Below are 19,712 nucleotides of genomic sequence, written 5' to 3' on the forward strand. Positions count from 1 at the left end.
AGGGCGGCGTCAGCCGTGGATTGACCCGAAGCGCACGGATCCGGGTCCGCCGGCCATCCCGGTGAGCAGGGTCCGCCCCTCGGCCTCGATCTCTTCCTTCCGCGCGCGGGACTGCGTACCGAACAGCTCGACGGTGAGGACGGGGTCCGCGCCCGTGCCGTCGAGGCGCCACAGTCCGGCGAGGAAGCCGTCGACCAGGAGGGTGCAGTGGGCCTGGTTGCCGGTCCAGGTGCGGCCCTTGATCTCGGGGGCGACGACGCGGGACCGGTCGGCGTGGGAGAGCAGCAGGTTGTCGAACTCGGGCAGGAAGCGGGGCGGGGCGGGGGTGTCGGGGTCGGGGCGGGGTGCGTCGGGGAGGTCGAACAGTTCGGTGCCGTTCTCGTCCCGGAAGGTGAGCAGGCGCGGCCGGAGCCGTTCGAAGGCTTCCCGCAGCCGGGTGAGGCCGGCCCAGGTCTGCATGTCCTTGACGGATGCGGGACCGAAGGCGCCGAGGTAGCGCAGCACGACGTCGTCGATCTGCTGCGCCGGGCCGGGGCTCTCGCCGATCCACTGGCTCTCACCGATCCACTGTTCCGCGGTGGTGAGCCGGACCTGCCCGCTGCGGCCCCACACGCCGCGCGGGGTGACCTGGACGAGCGGGAGCAGGCAGCGGGCGGCGACCGACAGGGACTGCGGGTCGGCGGCGGGCCAGTGGGTGAGGAGCTCCTCGCGGATCTCGGCCATGGTGTGGGGCCCGGCCTCGACGAAGTCCTGGGCGCGTGCGCGGAGCAGGTCCAGGTCCACGCCCGCGAGGCCCTTGCGGAAGTAGGCGACCTCCCGGTCGCGGGCGGGCTGGACGAGCGGGCGGAGGGTGAGGGCGTCGTCCGCGGTGTGGGTATGGATGGTGGAGCGCATGGTGACCATCCGGACCACCTGGCGGGACTCCATGAGCCCGGCGAGCTCCTCGGGCCGGAATCCGGCGAGGCGGGCGTGGAGCTGGAAGTAGGGGGGCTTGACGTTCTGGGCCTGGAGCCCGAGGAGGTGGGCGACGGCGTCCCGCGCGGACATCTCGGCGCGGCTCAGCAGCAGCTGGCGGGCGAGGGTGGCACGGTTCAGCGCACGGGTGCCGAGCACGGGGGTGGTCGTCGCGCTCTCGCCGGTCGGGTTCTTCGTCCTGGAGGCCATGACAGCAAGCTATCCGCCCTTGCGGACGACTTCTGTCCGCAACTCGAACGGACGGGTGGCGGGGAGGCGGCCCTCGCGGCCCCCCGCATCCGGTTCGCCCTATATCCTGCCCCTTGCCCGTAAACGTACGTTCGACCGGGAGCTGACCTGCGATGCCGGAGCGCCCAGACCGCCGCCCCTCCCCGCCCGCGAAGCGCCCGGGCCGGCTCCGCCCGTCGGCACCCGGTACCACTCCCCCGGCCGCCGCGCCTCCGGCCGCCGCCGGCCCCTCCCCCGCCGCCACGGTCCCCCCGGACCACCGCAGCCTGATCGACTCCGCCGTCTACCGCGACGGCCTGCGCGTCGCCTCGCCCACCACCCTCGCCGACACCTTCCGCCGGCTCCGGGAACAGCCGGACGGCATGGCCTGGATCGGCCTGCACCGCCCCACCGAGACGGAACTCCACTCCCTCGCCAGCGAGTTCAACCTCCACGAACTCGCCGTCGAGGACGCCCTGGAAGCCCACCAGCGCCCCAAGCTGGAGCGCTACGGCGACACCCTGTTCGTGGTCCTGCGCGCGGCCCGCTACCTGGACGCCCTGGAGGAGGTGGACTTCGGCGAGCTGCACGTCTTCGTCGGCCCGGACTTCCTGATCACCGTCCGCCACGGGGGCGCCCCCGACCTCTCCTCCGTCCGCCGCCGCATGGAGGAGAACCCCGAACTCCTCTCCCTCGGCCCGGAGGCCGCCCTGTACGCGATCCTCGACGCGGTGGTCGACGGCTACGCACCCGTCGTCGCGGGCGTCCAGACCGACATCGACGAGATCGAGACCGAGGTCTTCCGCGGCGACCCCGAGGTCTCGCGCCGCATCTACGAACTCTCCCGCGAGATGGTCGAGTTCCAGCGCGCCACCCGCCCCCTGGTCGGCATGCTCCACGGCCTGATGGCCGGCTTCGCCAAGTACGGCACCGACGAGGAACTCCAGCGCTACCTCCGCGACGTCGCCGACCACGTCACCCACACCAGCGAACGCGTCGACGGCTTCCGCCAGGCCCTCACGGAAATCCTCACGGTCAACGCCACCCTGGTCTCCCAGCAACAGAACGCGGAAATGCGCGCCCTGGCCGAAGCGGGCTTCGAACAGAACGAGGAGATCAAGAAGATCTCCTCCTGGGCCGCCATCCTCTTCGCCCCCACCCTGGTCGGCACCATCTACGGCATGAACTTCCAGGACATGCCCGAGCTGAAGTGGGCGGGCGGCTACCCCTTCGCGATCCTGCTGATGGCGGTCGTCTGCGTCAGCCTGTACGTCATCTTCAAGAAGCGCGACTGGCTGTAGACCACACAGCAGTACCATTGATCAACTTAGCTCCCGCGAACGCTGAGAAGTGGCCCGCAGGACCCCCTGGGGAGAATCTGGGGAGAATCCGCAGCCCTCCCATGCCGGGCGCTCCCCCGCACCTTGGGGCCAATCCTCCGTACTTGCCGACCTGAACGAGCTCCAGGAGATCAGGCATGACGCTGCGGAGGCAAGGCTTCCGGTTGGTCCGCGCCGCCGCAAAGCCTCGACTGCCACGCGGGTGACCTGCCCGGCGAACGCCACCGCCCACTCACCGTGCGAAGGTGGTCGCTTAAAGTAGTGATCTCCTCATGAGACACCCCATGTTAAAGGAGCCCCCTAGGACTCTCCCCGTGACTGTCTCGTTTCAGGGCGGCACATCCACGATCGCCACCTGCCTCAACGAGACCCCGCACCAGAAGACACGTTCGATCACAGTGCTGCGCCTCCTTTCATAGGGCCGTAACCACCGCGGCCGATGGCCCATCGCACATACTGGCTTCTGAAGCATGATCTGCGCTGTGTCGGGGATCTCAGCCGGCAGAATCGTCGAGTGCTGTGACCCACGGCAGGCGAGCTGGCGCATGCCTCCGTAGGACCCGATCCGTCGGCGCGAACTCGTGGACGAGCTCGAAGGCGCGAGCGCTCCGCAGCCGGTGGCAGTCGCCAGCAAGGACTTCTGCGAAGGCAAGCAACTTGCGTCGGGCTGGGCCCTCAAGCAGCTGAGCTGCCGCCTTGGCGCCGTCGCTGATCAGCTTCGTGGTGCTGATCAACTCGTCCTTGGCGGCTGAATCACCCTGTGCAAGGGCAGGCAACAAACGGTCTCGTTCTCCGACCACATGGGCAGCGGCCAAGCAGAGAACCGTTGAAGCAGCCGTCTCGGCAGGTTCTCCGGCATTGGTCATGGCATTCGCCAGTAGAGGGAGAACGGCGAACGGGAGGGGGTCGGCAAGCTCCCAGAGGGGTTCAGCGACTCGGAGTCCGGCATGTGTTCCCGTACGGTCCACGCACAGAGGTGGCCGGCCAGGAGAGGTTTGGCGTAGTTCCCAGCGCTCGATGCTGGGGTCAGCCAAGGCGGCCTTGAGAAGCGCCCGGCAGGCCTCTCTCAGTGTCTCAACGGAGATGTCAGGCACGTCCAACCGTACGAGGCTGCCGTGGCGTCGGATGTCCAGCACCGGGTATCTGGCTTCTCCAGCTGCCTGGAGTATGGAGAGGTCTCGGCTGACGTAGTTCGGGTCCTCCGGGCCCCAGGTGATCAGCGCTGCGTTCTGCGCGTAGGCCAAGGCGACCCCGTGCTCGAACCCGTGGCAGATGGCACGAGCTCGGATCGCTGCGTCCAGTACCTGATCCAGATCCGTGGGTTGTCCGCCTAGGAGGAGCGTGCTGTTGACGGGGTCCCAGCGGAAGTCCTCGTGTGCATTCGCGTTGCGCCACTCAGTGCGGATCGTCGAAGCCAGGAACTTGCACAGTGATTCACCGTCTTCAGCCGCCAGCAGGTCCCGTACGGTCGAGAGCGAAGCGCCTTGCGGAACGGCCCTGCCCAGCAGTTCCATGACCACGGCAGCCGTGCGCTTGACGTCACCTTCCAGCACGGCCCTGTGCAGGTCCATGGCCGCACGCACCTTTTCCTCTTGGTGTGCCGCGCGGTTGTAGGCGTCACGGTAGGCGATCTGTCCGCGGTGGGAGGACAGCATCTCCGGCTCGCGAGCGACGTGCCGTGCAATCACCGAACACGTCAGTTCCGGTTCGGCCTTCAGATGGGATGCCACCAGATCACGCGCCAAGAATGCGGCGCGATGCGCCACTAAGGGGCGATCGGACAGCGCGAGGGCGGCAAGGTGATGTAGCAGTTTCACCGTCAGCGGTAGCGAGTCATCGACCAGATGCCTCATGCTCCGTCGCAGCCGACGATCGAGCGCCCTCGGAGCCTTCGCCCAAGCGGCCAGCAAGCGGGCGCGTGACGCCACACCCGACCCGGGACGCAGTTGCTCGGCTGGCATCCCGAGCGTTCGCTGATAGACGTCCTCGTCGGGAAGGCTGGCGTGATCAGCCTTGGCAGCAGCCTCCAGAGTTCGTCCAACTGCTTGGGCCGCGAGAGCATGCCTCCGTACCTCAGACCACGCGAACTCCGCCCATCCCTGTTCCAGGCAGGCGAACAGCGCTCGCGCCTCGCTCCGATTCGCTTTCGCCAGGTCAGCCGCCAAGCGTTGCTCTGCCGCGCCGGTGTGGGACGGACTGAACCGGGAGACCTCTTCTGCGACAGTGCCCAAGGCGACCACCGACGCGCGGAGATGCCGCAGCAGCTCCGGAAGTTCCTTCCCCACGATCCGGCCGGAAGCGGTCCGCAGTCGCAGGATCTGCGCGACCGTCTCGTCGGTCTCCCGCTGAAGCTCGGGCAGGTCGGCGTCCCTCAACACTGACTTCCATTGCGCGCGGGTTACCGGAATAAAGGCCACGCCCTGTTGCCCCGTGATATGTGCAGGAGGCCGGGCGAGATTCAACTTTCGGATCACCGCAGGCGCTGCGGAACAGGACTCTCGTTCGACTGCGCCCAGTTGGTTGGGCAGGAGTGTGTCCACCAGTACAGGATGGCACCGACGCCCTACCCGAGGATGTTGCTTTCCTCGCTCCCATCAGTGCCCGCGTACTCAACGATGCTGGTGTGGAGCCTGCCGCTTATGCTGGGCGGGTCTGCGCAAGCGGACGGGGTGGATGAAGTAGCAAATGAGTTCAGGGGCGGAGGCGTCTGACCTGGTGAGACGCGCCCCTGTGGCACCACCCGGCATCAGCCGGGATGGTCTTGCAGGGGTCTCCTAATGCGTACATCTCGGGTTCGAATGGGGGAATATCGGCCAACCGGACAAGCCTCCATGTCAAACTGTCGGGTCCGCCCTTGCGAACAGCGGTTGCTCCAGTCTCCTGTTCAGGCAGTACCCGCCTTGGCAATGAGCTCGACCAGCGCTGGTTTGTCGAGGTAGCGGTGGACGTCGTGGGCGGGCGGGAACGTGCCGTTGTTCACCTCGATGTCCGTGACACCCGGCGCAAGTTGGGACAGGCCGACGCATCCGGTCACGAAGTCCTTCGAGGCGTACAGGTTCGCCCACTTCACTCCCACGGGGACCGTGAGCCGCTCGCCCCCCGAGTGAATGCCCTTGCGGCCGGCCAGCCAGCCCAGCGGGGATCCACACGTCACCAGCATCGTCACGCCCGGAGCTTCACCGCGGCTGAGCATGTCGTAGACCACCACGCTGCCCAGGGAGTGGGCGATGACCATGTGCGCTCCCGTATCGGCCAGGGCCTCGGCGACCGCGGCACGTACGGCGACGGCCGTCTCCTCCTTGCGCAGGTAGGCGTGGGCTTCGCGGACGAACCACAGGAGGCGGCCCGTTACGCCCTTGCCTATCTTCCGGTCCACGGCCTGGACGCGGCGAACGATTCGGGGCGTGAGATGGCCGTCTCCGAGGGTCAGACCCGCCTCGGGCGACTCGTCCTCGACGGTGGAGGGTGCGTAGGCCGCCAGTGCCTGGAGGATGAAGGCCTCTTCCTCCTCGTCGATGGCCCTGCCCTCCGACAGGAAGCCCGTTTCCGAGCCGCCGAGCCGTACGTACCGGGTGGGTGTCCGCGGGAACACCGCCTGGTAAGACGGGACGGTGATCACAGCCCCGGCTCCGCTCTCTGGAGCAGCGGCCAGTGTCTCGTCGATCGTGGCCTGCCAGCTGGCACTCAGCCCTGCCGTCGTCGCGTCCGAACCCTGCTTGATTCCGTGCACTCCGACGATCTTCAGCCCGCCCATGCTTCCCCCATTCACCGTCTTCTGCATGTCAGTTGGCTGATCGTAGCCAGCCCCGGCAACGGCCCCTGCAACCCGGGTTAGGCTGATGTCGCGAAGCGGGGGGAACGGGTTGAGCGCGGGAAAACTTGACGGCATCGTCCGCAGGCGGCTGGTGGTCGTCGCGGTCGACGGCTACGAGGACGGGCAGGAAGGCTTCAAAGAAGGCATCGCCACCCAGGTGGAACGGATCACCAGGTGGCTGGCGGATCCCGAGCTCGGGAACGACCGGCGCTTCGAGGTGGTGCGGGCGGAGCAGTCGCCGTCTTCAGTGGACGATCTGCGCGCCTTTCTGCACGGCCAGAACCTGGCAGCGGCCAGCTACAAAGAAGCCGTCGTCGTCTACATCACCGGCCACGGGATGCGCCGCCTTGCACAACGCCACTACCTGATGCTTCCGAAAACGAAGGAAGAACGGCTGCTGGCGACCGCGTTCCCCACGAGCGAGCTCATCACCGCGGTCCTTGACAGCCAGTCCGAGCACGTCATGGTGCTAGTCGACTCGTGCCACTCCGGCACCCTCCGTGCCGAGCTCGGCAGCCTGTTCCAGGATCTGTCCGACGAACGCCACAAACACAAGGGAACCGCCGTCATCACGGCCGGTGACCACTACGAGAAGCCCCTGGTGGGCTCCTTTACCCGGCGCGTCGCCCTGGCCTGCGAGCGAATGAGAGACGAAGCCTCCGGCTACACCGGCTCCCACCTGTCGTTCGCGGAGTGGGAGCAGCTCCTTCATCAGGTGGGCCTGGACGATGAGGGCGTGGAGAAGGAGCTGATCAGCGCCGAGTGGATCGTGCCGCACTCACGCGGCCGCGCCCCAAGCGCCTGCCTGCCCAACCCGCGCTACCAGCCGGTGGAGAGCGTGATGAGCGCGGCTCTGCGTCAGCTCATGCTTGATTCCGGACCCCTAGAGGAGTTTTGGCTGGAGCGGGCCTCAGGGCGGGCCGGGGCGGACGATCCCGGCTGGTACTTCAGCGGGCGGGCCGAGCCGATGGCGCGCATGGTCACCTTCGTCCGCGCGGGCGCGGGTGTCCTCGTAGTGACCGGAGCGGCAGGCTCGGGGAAGTCGGCCCTCCTGGCGCGGCTCGTGACCCTGGCCGACGGGGGCTTCGCGGCCGACCCTAAGTACGCGGCCATGGTGGCAGCCATCCCGGACGGGCTGCGGCCGGACCCCGGCGCGGTCAACGTCGCCGTCCTGGTCCGGAACAAATCCGCGCGAGTAGTGGTCGAAGAGCTGCTCTCCGCACTCGGCGGCATCCCCGACGGCCGCGAACTCCCGTTGCAGACGCTGCTGCGCCTGCTGGCCGAACGAGCCTCATCCGGCGCCGTCAGCATCGTCATCGACGCACTGGATGAGGCCGAGGACCCACTCGCCTGCGTAGGCGACCTCATCGTCCCGCTGTCCCGGCTGACCAGCGTCGGCGGTGCCGGGCGGGCCGTCCGGCTCGTGGTCGGCGTCCGCAGTTCCCCCGTGACCGTGTACGCGTCCGGGACGGCCCTGCAAGACGAACGAGCGGACCAGCTGCTGCAGAAGCTGGTCGACGCGCTGCGCACGGAAGAAGCGGCGGTACAGGTCCTGCGCACCGACGGCCCCGACTGCACGGCGGACATCGCCTCCTACACCGTCACCCTCCTGTGCGCTCCGCGGACCAGCCCGTACCACGGGGCGCCGGAGGCCGCCGAGACGGCAGCCCGTCACATCGCGGAAGCGGTCGCGCCTTCCTTCCTCGACGCCCGGATCGCCGCCGACCAGCTGAGGACGGCCCCGGTCCGCCAGAGTCTCGACGAGGCGGACTGGCTGAGGCGCCTCGCTGACGGCACCACTGGGCTCCTGCGCGACGACATCCAGGCGGTAGCCACCGCTACGGGCATTAGCGCCGGTCTGCTGGTCACCGCGTTGCGCGCGACCGCGTTCGCGCCGGGGCCCGGACTACCATGGGCAGAGGTCTGGCCCGCCGTCACAGCCGCGCTGGCTGCCGCGGCTTACGGTCCCGGCTACGCGGACCCGGACGCGGCCGACCGTGCCATCCGCACCCTCCGGTCCGGCCGCCTGACCGGCTACCTCGCCACCGCCGAAGAGGACGCCCGTACCGTCTACCGCCCCGTGCACCAGCGGCTGACCGATCTGCTGTTGACCGGCCACGACTGGCTGTCGGCCCCGGCCCTGCCAGCGGCAACCGAGAACGGGCCGCTCCCGGCCAGGCCACTCACGCACACGGTGGCACAGGCCGCGATTACCCGTGCCCTCGCGAACCTGGTGGAGCGTGCCCGGCCGCACCTGGCGCATCCTTACGTCCGCAGGCACTTCCTGCACCACGCGGCGGCCGGGGACATCCTGACCGACCGTGAGGTGCCGCTGGAACTTCTCGCTCAGGAGACCTCGGGGACCCTGCGCGCCCACCTAGCGCTGCCCCTTCCCGCTGGGGACCCTGAGCGGCGGAACCTGACGGCGGCGGCCCTGATCGAGCCGTACGCCGATGCCGGCACCGACTACGCCTCACGTCTGGGCAGCATCGCCTTCCACCGCGGCATACGGGGGCTCGGTGGGACGGCCGAGGCACCATCCGCCTTGCTGGGCGGACTGCCGGTGGCGCCGTCGTGGGGGCGGTGGGCAGCGCGCGTGAACGTACTGGCGCCCTCCCCGGGTCATACGAACGCCCTGTGCGCGGTGCCGACGCTGGACGGGCGCCAGCTGATCGCTGTCGCAGCTGAGGCCGGTGGCGTCCGGATCTGGGACGCCAGGACGGGCAGACATGTCGCGGACCTGGACACGGGGCCGGTGCAACGCCTGCGCACCATCCTGGCGAACGGTGGACGCACCTTTCTCATCACGCTGGGACAGCGTGATGTACGGATCTACGACCCGGTCTCCGGGCAGCGCATCGCGCAGACGCCGCTTCCCCGCGCCCATGACGTGCACGTCCTAGCGGATGGTCCCGCGCTGTGGAAGCTGTGCGTCCTGACGAGCCGCGGCGCCTACGTGTGGAGGCCGCGCGCGAACAGGCTGTTCGAGGCTCCCGGTTTCCCGGAAGACATCACGAGGGAGTACGACCGGGGACAGGCCCCTTTCCGCCGTCTGACGGCAGTGGTCCGCCGCAGGAGCGGCGAGGCCCTGGTCGCCGCCTGCCGCGAGGACGGAATCCGTCTGTGGAACCCGGTGTCGGGCGCGGCGGTGGGCCCTACCTTCGGAGGCAGCCAGGTGTCGGGCGTGGTGGGTATGGCCCGGCCGGACAACGCCGATGACGACCTGCTGATCGCAGAGTCCCCCAGTCCCCTGGTACTCCTGCAAGTGTGGAACCCCTTCACCGCTCAGCCAGTGGCACGCACCCGCGAAGGCGGCAGCACGGCGGTGGCAGGCCCCGGGGGGACGGCCTTCGCCTATGTCGCACGCAACCGCATCGTGCTGCAGAGCGTCGGCACGGATTCAGCCCGTTCGTTCGACGCTGGCATCAAGTCCGTTGACGCCCTCGCGGTTCTTGAAGATCCCGCCGGTCCGCGGGTGGTGTCGGCTGGTCCGCAGGGCATCAGGATCTGGGATCCCGGTTTCGACGGGCCACTCTACGAGGACGGGCTGGCGGAGTCGGTGTACCGGGGACCCTCCTTGGAGCAGCACCGGCGGCTTGCACCCACGTGGTCTGTGTGCAGGTCGCTTCTGCCCGCCACCGGTGAAGCCCCGGGGGGCAGTGTCCTCGTCCTCGCCACCCGAAGCGGGCTCGACGTGCACAGCGCCACGACGGGAAACCTGCTGAAGCGGCTTGGGACCGGCCTCGTCAGCCAGGTCCTGCCGCTCGTCCCCGCCGGTACACGAGTGGCGGTCAGCGACCCGAAGGGCGACCTGTCGATCTGGGATCTCATCTCGGGACACATGGTGATGACGGGCCCCAAGGATCTGTCCCAGTCCGTCCTGTCCTCATGCGTCGCCTGGACAGCCGAAGGCCTGCCCATGTCCGTTTCCATGGGTACCACGGGCCACATCAGAGAGCTCACCTCAGTGGTCCTGGACCCCGAGAACGGGCGGTGCACCGCCAGTACAGTCCCGATCAGCGCAGACATCGGCGAATCCCCCATCCACCTTCTGGGAGCGCTGCCCCCATCGCCCTCCGGCGACGTCATCGTCGTGGCAGGCGTCGGCCAGGAGGCCGCGCTCATCGATGTGGCCTCGGGGCGTCGTGCCGGCGCGCTGCCCCGCTGGGACCACAGAGGGGGGCACGGCAGTGTCCTACACCGCCTGCACGGCGACAGCGGCCCGCTCTTGGTGATGTCGAACGGGACGCACATTGGTGTCTGGGACGTGGCCACCCGGACCCGGATCGCCGCCTGGGAGTCTCCGGACACCTTCGCCATGAGCGGCCTGCCCGCACCGGACGGCCACACACTGCTCGCCTCAGGAGGCGCCAGCGGCGTCCGGATCTGGGACCCGCGGACGGGCGACCTCGTCCACACCGTCCTGACGGGTGCTCCCGTCCACGGCATTGCCACAGGTGAAGGGGCCTCGGGCACCGTGCTCCACCTCTATGGCCCCGCAGGCCTGGCAACCTTGTCAGTCGACACCAGGCTGCTGTGACGGGTCATGGACTGGAGGAAGCCCTTCAAGGATGGCGTGATTTCCGCTGGCGGCCAGGCCGGAATGCATCTTCGGGGCTGAATAAATCCTCTCATCATCCATCGACGCGACGCCACCCGCAGGGCATTTGAACAACCTCATAACTAGGCCGGCTTCATCTCCCGCCCAGAAGCCCGGTAACTATGAACAGAAGCCTGCGAGGTGATAGATCTGTGGCGTGCTGTCCGCTCATCAGCACGGTTTCATGAGGTGGGGGCTGTTTATGCACGTGCGTCGCGCGGTTGTTGTGCTGCCTGTACAAAGTCGGGCGGCAGGTTCAGCCGCCGGGGCCGGCCTCCGTCACGGAGCAGACCGATGACTACGCGGTCCGACGATCAGCCGTCGAGCTACTGGGCTGCATTCGAATGGTGGCAGGCTCGCCTGGCCGGTGAGTTCTTCGGCGAGCACCGCAGGGATACTCCGGTCCTTTTCTTCATCGACAAAGCAGAGCTGCTCACCCTTCGGGGCGAAGACGAGGTCGAAGAGCTCGGCACCGCAGTGAGCTCCGCCCTCGCGTGGCACGGGAACCCGTACACACCAGTCGTCGACCGCTGCCAAAGCTGGAGGCGCGGGAAGCGCGAGGAACCGCCCCCCTGCCTGCCGCTTCTCGCGGCGGCTGTCCTGGCAGCTGCCAACATGCAGCGGACGGAAGGGGTAGCCGGGGCTCCCGCGTACTACGCGCGCCTCGCTGAAGTACTCCAGCCCCCCTGGGGTGGTGGGCAGCACCGGAAGCCGCTGGAGAACCACTACGCCGCCGTCGTTGACCAGTGGGGCTACCTGGACGAATGGCTCCGGGAGCAGGCCGGAGCGCGTGGCCTCAGCACGATCAAAGAGAACCCCACATACCGGAAAATCGGCTACGCCCAGTCCCAGGCGCTGGTCAGGGCCGCCGACCACGCGGCCCTGATCCGGTTCTTCATGGGATCCGGCCTGTCCCCCAGCCAGCCGGTGAATGGGGCGCGGCTGCTGGAGAAGCTCAAGGGGTGGAGCGTCATCAACCCAAGGGGCCTGTCCCAGGGGCTTCGCGAGGCACTTCATTCGTCGGCAGAGAGCCACCTCCTGGAGCCCTTGCTGGCCACGCTGCTCGAGAGCTGGGACGGAACCGCTGCGCAAGGCCGCCTTGACGGCACCCTGCTCCAGGTTCCCCTGCGCGTGGTACTCGAAGAGGACTTCATAGGGTGGGAGGTGCGCTGGCACGCGGACGCCGTCCACGGAGTGAACCGTGACTCTCTCCAGCACCAAGGCGGAACACTGGAGCTCGCTTCGGGCGCCGGAGATCAGGCGTACACGCTCTCTGGGGCGATGCCCGGTGTGGCGGAGGCTCTACAGCACGGGTTCACCGCACGCGGGGCGAAGACCACCGTGCGGATCGACCGCGGTCGCGATGTCCTTGCACTGCACGAAGACCCGGTCGCCGGAGGCTGGACCCAGACAGACGTGGTGACCGTCTTCGAGCCGTACATATTCCTGTTCACCCACTCCGGCCGGAGTGGGCTCCAGAGGCTCCTGGTTGATACCGGCCATCAGTGGAACCGCCCTGAAGTCGCCCCGCTCCAGGGCTGGCAAGCCACCCCCGAACTGCAGTTCACCGACGAGTCGGCGCTGGCAGCGGCACTGTCACGATCCGGCATCCAGAACATCCGCCACATCCCAGGCCGCAGAATGAGCCTGCGCAACGGACTGCGAGTGCAACAGGAATGGAGCCACCGTTCGCTGTTCCTGCTGGGCGGGGAGCCCGATGTGATGGTCCCCCAGGAGTTCCGCGAGCCTGGACGAGTCACGCTGGACGGCCAGCCCCTGGCCGTTCCCGCCGATGGCCTGGTGGTGTTGCGCGGGACAGGCCTGGCCCCAGGCCGGCACGTGCTCACCGCCGACGGCGCGGAAGCCGACTTCTACCTGGAGCAAGGCGCGGAGCCCCAGGCAGGCCCTCCAGCCGACTCTACTTCCACTGCACCTTCAGGCACCGTTAGCGTCCCGCTGGACGGAGACGCGCGCTTCCTGACGGCGCAAGGGCACTTCCTCACCATCCGGCGGCCACCTGAGCCCGCGTGGTGGAAGGACCGCGCCCCCGTCCTCCGCGCCGGCGGGACAGCGCGCGTACCCGTCCCACCCGAGGCCGTGTGGCTGGTGGTCATTTCCGAGACAGGTGCAACTGCCGTCATGCTACTGCGTCCACAGGACCCGGACTTCGGAACCCTGAGCCGGGCTGCCAAGGACTTCTGGAGCAAGATCGCTCTGTTCAGCCTGAGAGGTGTTCCCCACGCCACCTTGTGGAAGCGCTACCGGGAAGCTGCCCTGAGCCAGTTCCCGCGAGGAGGATCCACACGTGTTTGACCCGGACCTCTTCATCTCCTGGATGGCGGAGCAAGGCACCGGATCTCTTCGCTCGCTCATCCGTGACGCGTCATGGGCCAGCGGCCACGATAGGAAACCCGTCACCCAGTGGCTCAGCCGCATCGAGGCACTCGGCGCAGTCACCATCGACTGGCGTGGCGAGCAGTGGCACACGAGCCCCTGCGAGGTCACCGACCTGCCCGGGAACACCCAGACCGCCGTGGTCACCGGCGCCCGGCCAGCCGCCCCGGCCTTCTACAGGAAGCGCGGGGCGGCGGCCATGCCGCAGCGGCATGAGCAGTCCGGGATACCGCTGCCAGCGGCCCTGTGGTTGCAGTACACGGAGCGGTCCCGACTCCACGCGTTCGCCGCGGCCGTCAGCGCCGCGGTCGTACCCTGCGCGGCTGAGTCTGCTGCCCGGTCCCTCAGCGCCTTCGCCCCAGGGCCGGAGACAGCTCCGCCGGCCCAGGACATTACGGCCGAACTGCTCGATCCCGTCTCCGGCCGGTTCCGCCCCGTTGGCCTCGTTGGCTTCAGGCCTGTACCTGGTCTGTACAAGTACAAGCAGTTCGGCCGGATGGACCGCTACGCGCTCTTGCGTGAGCCTCCCCGCCAGTCGGCGCCGGGCGTCCACACCCGCGTCCCTCCCCCGGAACGGACCTGGCACAGCGTCGACCGGAGGGCGGGCATCCATCACGCCCTCCGCCCTTCAGCGCTCCCCCTGCGGTGGAGAGCCGATCGTCCCGTTCCAGGGCAGGCAGGACGCAATGCTCTGGGACGCCTGACCGCTGACCGCAAGGCTCCCCTACCTTTGGCCCAGGAACGCACAGCCGTCCTGTGCACAGGGCTCGCGAGCCTGCGCACGGCGGACACGGAGCACTACGACGGAGTTCCCTTCTTCATCGCCGAGCGCATCGCCCACACCCTGCACCGCCGCCTGGAGACCGCATGAGCACGCCCCTGTCCGGCCTGGACGCCTTCGCCACGCACAATTCCCTGGTCGACGCATACCTGCGCTACTACGACACCGCCTTCCGGCTCCGCGACGACGCCCTCCAGGCAGAGCGGCGGGCCCTGCTCGACCAGCCCGGCGGCGTCTTCGCCGACCCCTTCGTCGAACTCCGCCCGGAGTACGCCCTCACAGGGCACAGCATCGCCGAATCGGCCCAGGCCGCCGGCGCCCCCGCCGAACTGGCGGGGTTCGCCGAGCGCGGGCTCTTCGAGGAGGGCATGCAGCTCTACACCCACCAGGAACGGGCTCTTGCGAGCACAATGGCCGCCGGGCGGAACGCAGTGATCACCGCGGGCACCGGATCTGGGAAGACCGAAGCATTCCTCCTGCCCATCCTGGCCGATCTGCTGCGCGAGTCACGGACCTGGAAGGGAGACCCCGCCGTCCCTAACCGCTGGTGGGAGCGGGAATCAGCGGACTACCGCCCGCAGCGGGAGGGCGAGACCGGGCACGCCCCTGCGGTCCGGGCGATGATCCTCTACCCGATGAATGCACTGGTCGACGACCAGCTCGTCAGACTCAGGCGCGCCCTGGACAGCGACCTGGTCCGCAAATGGTTTGAAGAGCACCGGCAGGGCCACCGCTTCTACTTCGGGCGCTTCACCGGCAGCACCCCCGTCACCGGCAGTCCAGACCAGCGCTTCGCCGTCGACGAGCTGCGCACCTATCTAAAAACCACCGCCGCCCGCGGCGAGCGCGCCCGCCAAGCCGCCGTAGAAAGCGACAAGGAGGACATCCGGTACTTCGCCCCCCGCCTGGACGGCGCGGAGATGCGCAGCCGGTGGGACATGTACCACGCGTCTCCCGACATCCTGATCACGAACTACTCCATGCTCAACGTGATGCTCCAGCGCAGCCGCGACGAGGACTTCTTCCGCAGCACCGCACGGTGGCTGGACGCCCATGAGGACGCCCGTTTCACCCTCGTGCTGGACGAACTCCACATGTACCGCGGGACGCAGGGCACCGAGACGGCGTACCTGATCCGCAATCTCCTGCACCGGCTGGGCCTGAGCCGACGCCCCGAGAAACTCCGCATCCTCGCCGCGTCCGCGTCGCTGGACGAGACGCGCGCTACGGACCGCCGCTTCCTCCAGGAGTTCTTCGCAGCGGCCGAGGGCTCCTTCCACTTCATCCCCGGAGAGGCCACCCCCCGCGCCCAAGGCCCCGAGAATGTCTCCGCGGCGGCCACCCAGCTGGCGGAATACTCCCGTACGGAACCCGATCCGGCTGAGGCCGCACAACTGCTCGCCGCGACCGGCGCGGCGGACGCTCTGGCCAGCGCGCTCGCCGCCGGATCGAGCACGCCGTCTGCCCCCTCGATGGCAGCCGCCTCCCTGGCGGGGAAGCTCTTCCCAGCCAGCAACAAGGAGGAAGCAGGCCTGGCTCTGCACGGGACAGCAACCGCCATCCGCGCCGCTGCGGCCGCCGGAGTCGGCGGTCTGCCGCGGATCCGCATCCACCTCTTCTTCCGCAACGTCGCGGGCATGTGGGCCTGCACCGACCCCCAGTGCTCCGAGGTGCCCACCCCCCTCCAGCACTCCGAACGGTCCGTCGGCAGGATCTACTCTGTCCCGCGCACGTCCTGCGACTGCGGTGCCCGCGTCCTGGAGCTGCTCTACTGCCAGTCCTGCGGGGAGGCGATGCTCGGCGGCTACGCTCCTCAAAACGCCACCGGAGGCAGCCTCTTCAAGTCTGTCCTACTCCCCGACAGCCCCGACCTCTCCCGGGTCCCTGATCAGGCGGGCAAGGACCGCACGGCGGCCAACTACGTCGTCTACTGGCCGTCCACCAAGCCCCAGCGCGCCGACGACGACGCCACATGGAGCGCGGACAGCGGCAACGTCACCTTCGCCTTCCGGCGCAGCGCCTACGATCCGGCCAGCGGGCACCTGCACAACCAGGGAAGCCGCTTCACCGGCTGGAGTTTCCACGTGAGCACCCCTGTCGACAAGAAGACGGGCCGGTCCAAACTCGCCCTCTCTTCCCTCCCGCCCTTCCCCACCCGCAGCCCCTGTTGCGGGGCCGACTGGGAGCGTCTCTACACCAAAGACCGCACGCGCAGGCCCATCACGGACCCCGTACGACTGACGTCGCCTGTACGGACGATGAGGACGGGTTTCGAGAAGATCAACCAGGTGCTGTCGGACGGGCTGGCCGAGCAGTTCACCGACCCCGCCGAACGCAAGCTGATCGTCTTCACCGACAGTCGCCAAGACGCTGCGAAGCTCTCCGCGGGCATGGAGCTGCGCCACTACCAGGACCTCGTCCGTCGCCTCGCCCTGGACGAACTCAGAAGGTCCGGCACCGCAGCCGAAGACGTCGCCACCGTTCGTGAGGCTGGGGGCGCACAGTCCGAAGAGAGTGCCGCCGCCATCGAGCGCCTCCGGACTCGGAGCAAGAGCGATCTGAGCGCCCTGCGCCTGGCACTCATGGATGGTGACGCAGCCACCGCAGCCGAAGCAGGAGCGCGGCTCTCCTCTCCGCCGACACTTGACTCCCTGGCCAAGGTGCACGTCAACACTCGCCTGCTCTCCCTGGGAGTCAACCCCGCAGGCCCGAAGCCGAGCGTACAGCGCGTCGGGAACCAGTCCTGGCACGAGCTCTTCAACTGGGAGCAGCAGCCCCCCGCGCTCCAGGCGAACACCTCGGACGCGGCGCAGGCCGCCCTCAGCTCTGAGGATGGCCTTCTGGAGAACACCCTCGAAGCCCTGTTCTCCGGCGCCGGCCGCGACATCGAGTCGCTCGGCCTGGGCTCGATCACCCCCGCGACGGCCACACTGGACCGCGAGGGGCTGGGCCGCGCAAGCCTGCGGATCCTCGCCGAGCTCCGCCGCTTCACCAGTCTTCGTGAAGGCAGGGACAAGCCCCCGCCACGGCTCAGGGAATTCTGGGCAGGCGTCGCCGAACACCAGGGCACGCACCCCGACGACGTGCAGGCCGAGGCCGAAGCCGCCTGGGGCAGCGGCACCGTACGCGAGTACCTCATCGACCCGAGGAAGACGGCCGGAGAGCCCTCTCCCGGCCACTCCTGGACGTGCACCCACTGCGGACGCCGGCACCTCACGCCGAGCGCTGGAACCTGCACACGGTGCCGGAGCCAGCTCCCCACCCAGTCGGCGCCCGACGCAAACCCCGAAGCGAGCGACTACTACGCCTGGAAGGCCGCGAGCAGCCGCGCCTTCCGCCTGAACTGCGCCGAGCTGACGGGCCAGACCGATCGCCTCGACGCCCAGTCTCGCCAGGCCCGCTTCCAGCAGGTCTTCCTCAGCGACCCGCCCGAGGTACCGCTCGTGCACGGGATCGACCTCCTCTCGGTCACCACCACCATGGAAGCCGGCGTAGACATCGGGCCGCTCTCCGCCGTCCTGATGGCCAACATGCCGCCCAGCCGGTTCAACTACCAACAGCGTGTCGGACGCGCCGGCCGCCGTTCCTCTCCCGTGGCGGCCGCCCTCACGGTCTGCCGAGGCCGCAGCCACGACGAGCACTACTTCGCTAACCCCTCGGCCATCACCAATGACCCCACGCCCCCGCCTTACCTCACCCTCGAACGTCCGGAGATCCTGGAACGGGCGATGAATGCCGAGGTTCTGCGCCTCGCCTTCCGCGGTCTCGACACCCATGGCGGCTCTGGCAGCGTGCACGGCGAGTTCGGCAAGGCCCGGGACTGGGCCACTGCCCAGCCCGACGTACGGGACTGGCTCGACCAGCAGAGCAGTGTTCTGGCCGCGACGGCACAGGCCCTCACCGCGTTCACCGCACTCCAGTCCGCCGACCTCCTCGGCCGCCAGTGGCGGGAAAGGCTGCTGCAGCGCATCACGAAGGTGGCTGCCGAACCCACAGGAGCCGAGGAGCTCAGCGAGCGGCTGGCGCATGCTGGCGTGCTGCCCATGTTCGGCTTCCCGACCCGCGTCCGGCAGCTCTACCTGGACATCCCGCAGAAGAGGTTCCCCTGGCCGCCTGGCAACACCATCGACCGTGACATCGCCATGTCCGTCTCACAGTTCGCACCGGGCAGCGAGGTGGTCAAGGACGGCAAGGTGTACACCGTCACCGGCATCACCGACTTCGAGCCCACACCCAGGGGCGTGAAGCCCATCGCGGAGCCACTGGAGCACCCCCGGAGCGTGGGCCTGTGCCGCGTCTGCAACCACGTTGCGGAGACGCCGTCCAGCAGCGAGGGCACCTGTCCGACCTGCCAGGCCGACGACTACGACATCGTCGACCTGCGGGAACCCGCCGGGTTCCGGGCCGGCCCGCCGCGCGACTTCGACGGAGTTTTCGCCTGGACCCCGAACACGGTCTCATCCAGGGCAGCCGCTGACCTTTCGGCCCTCCGCTTCACCTCCTGGGAGGAGGCACACGTCTACTCCGGACCCGGCAAGCGGTACGTCATCAACGACAACGACGGCGACCTGTTCTCGCTGCGCCGCGCACCGGGCCCCTGGGGCGGGTACTCCGCCCACGGCGCCACAACCTCGAGTACCGGCGAACAGCTGCAGGTGGCTCTGGGTGCCGTGCTGCCCACTGACTTCTTCTTCCTCGGCCCTGTGTCTGCCGTCGACGACACCAACGGTTACCGGCTCAATCTCACCCCCGCTGCCCCTGCCTACGGCGCCGACATCAGCCACGGCAGGCGGGCCGCCTGGTACTCGCTCGCGTTCCTCCTGCGCAGCGCGGCCGCCCAGTTCCTCGATGTCGGCCGACAGGAACTGCTGGCCGGAATTCACGCCGGACCGCACCCCGATGGGCCTGTCGCCTATGCCTTCCTGGCCGATGCTCTTGAGAACGGCGCGGGCTTCAGCACGCACCTTGGCAACCCGCAGGTCATCGCCGAGTTCATGCAGGCCGTCCATACCTACCTGGACGAACTGCGGCAGACCGAACACGCGGAAATCTGCACCTCCTCGTGCCCCCGCTGCCTTCGCGACTACTCCAACATGGCCTACCACCCCCTGCTCGACTGGCGGCTCGCCGGTGACCTGCTGACCGTCCTCTCCGGCGGTCTGGCCAGCTCCTCCGCCGACCGTGCCATCCGGTCCCTGACCGGTCTCCAGAGGATGCTGAGGGGCACCTCGCTCAATGGAGAGCTACCCGGCCTGGTCTTCACCCCGAGCGGGGGCCTGCGCCACGCCGTGGTGGCGAAGCATCCGCTCCACATGTGCGAAAAGGACGCCGTGAGTACTGACCTCCAGCCCGCTCTGGACGCCGCGCTGGAGTACACGCAAGACGCAGGCCGGATCGTAGTCGCCGACTGGTTCACCCTGGAGAAGAGCCCCATGCAGATCATCGAGCAACTCAAGAGTCTCTGAACGGTCCATCTCGGGACATCATGCACGCAGCGGACGGGGTGCCCCTCTCATCCAGGGATGCCCCCGCAAGTTTTGACGAGCCTGCAGCAACCTTTGGATGATCACGCCTATCAGCACATGCGGAATCACATGTGCT

General features: G+C 68.5%; 8 protein-coding genes. 5 read left to right on the forward strand and 3 right to left on the reverse strand.

The window, feature by feature from the left end; genetic code table 11:
• Positions 1 to 9: 9 nt before the first annotated feature.
• Positions 10 to 1,164: a winged helix DNA-binding domain-containing protein gene (locus ABZZ17_RS16335; protein ID WP_356876406.1), complete on the reverse strand. Its 1,155-nt coding sequence runs from the start codon at positions 1,162 to 1,164 to the stop codon at positions 10 to 12.
• A 152-nt stretch (positions 1,165 to 1,316) separates the two neighbouring features.
• Between ABZZ17_RS16335 and ABZZ17_RS16340 the strand changes: the two genes are divergently transcribed.
• Positions 1,317 to 2,483, forward strand: coding sequence for a magnesium and cobalt transport protein CorA (locus tag ABZZ17_RS16340; RefSeq protein WP_356876408.1), 1,167 nt, complete (start codon positions 1,317 to 1,319; stop codon positions 2,481 to 2,483).
• Positions 2,484 to 3,016: 533 nt separating this feature from the next.
• On the opposite strand, the gene ABZZ17_RS16345 is transcribed toward ABZZ17_RS16340, so the two are convergent.
• On the reverse strand, positions 3,017 to 5,062 hold the full coding sequence (locus ABZZ17_RS16345; protein ID WP_356876410.1) for a hypothetical protein: 2,046 nt from the start codon (positions 5,060 to 5,062) through the stop codon (positions 3,017 to 3,019).
• A 344-nt stretch (positions 5,063 to 5,406) separates the two neighbouring features.
• A complete protein-coding gene (locus ABZZ17_RS16350; RefSeq protein ID WP_356876412.1) occupies positions 5,407 to 6,303 on the reverse strand; it encodes a hypothetical protein in 897 nt (298 codons plus the stop codon).
• 82 nt (positions 6,304 to 6,385) lie between these two features.
• Here ABZZ17_RS16350 and ABZZ17_RS16355 point away from each other — a divergent pair, with 82 nt between their 5' ends.
• The 4 genes from ABZZ17_RS16355 (at position 6,386) to ABZZ17_RS16370 (ending at position 19,576) form a co-directional block, all read left to right on the forward strand.
• Complete coding sequence (locus ABZZ17_RS16355; protein WP_356876414.1) at positions 6,386 to 10,876, forward strand: WD40 repeat domain-containing protein; 4,491 nt, start codon at positions 6,386 to 6,388, stop codon at positions 10,874 to 10,876.
• A gap of 354 nt (positions 10,877 to 11,230) precedes the next feature.
• Entirely contained in the window at positions 11,231 to 13,249 is a 2,019-nt protein-coding gene (locus ABZZ17_RS16360; protein WP_356876416.1) for a hypothetical protein, read from the forward strand.
• A gap of 811 nt (positions 13,250 to 14,060) precedes the next feature.
• Positions 14,061 to 14,201 (forward strand): hypothetical protein, encoded by a 141-nt coding sequence (locus tag ABZZ17_RS16365; RefSeq protein ID WP_356876418.1) that lies wholly within the window; start codon positions 14,061 to 14,063, stop codon positions 14,199 to 14,201.
• Positions 14,198 to 19,576 carry a DEAD/DEAH box helicase gene (locus ABZZ17_RS16370; protein WP_356876420.1) on the forward strand — a complete coding sequence of 1,793 codons (5,379 nt, stop codon included), beginning with the start codon at positions 14,198 to 14,200 and terminating at the stop codon, positions 19,574 to 19,576. Before ABZZ17_RS16365 ends, ABZZ17_RS16370 begins: the two co-directional genes overlap by 4 nt.
• Positions 19,577 to 19,712: the final 136 nt, after the last annotated feature.

This window comes from Streptomyces sp. NPDC006512, assembly GCF_040611935.1.
Lineage (GTDB): Bacteria > Actinomycetota > Actinomycetes > Streptomycetales > Streptomycetaceae > Streptomyces.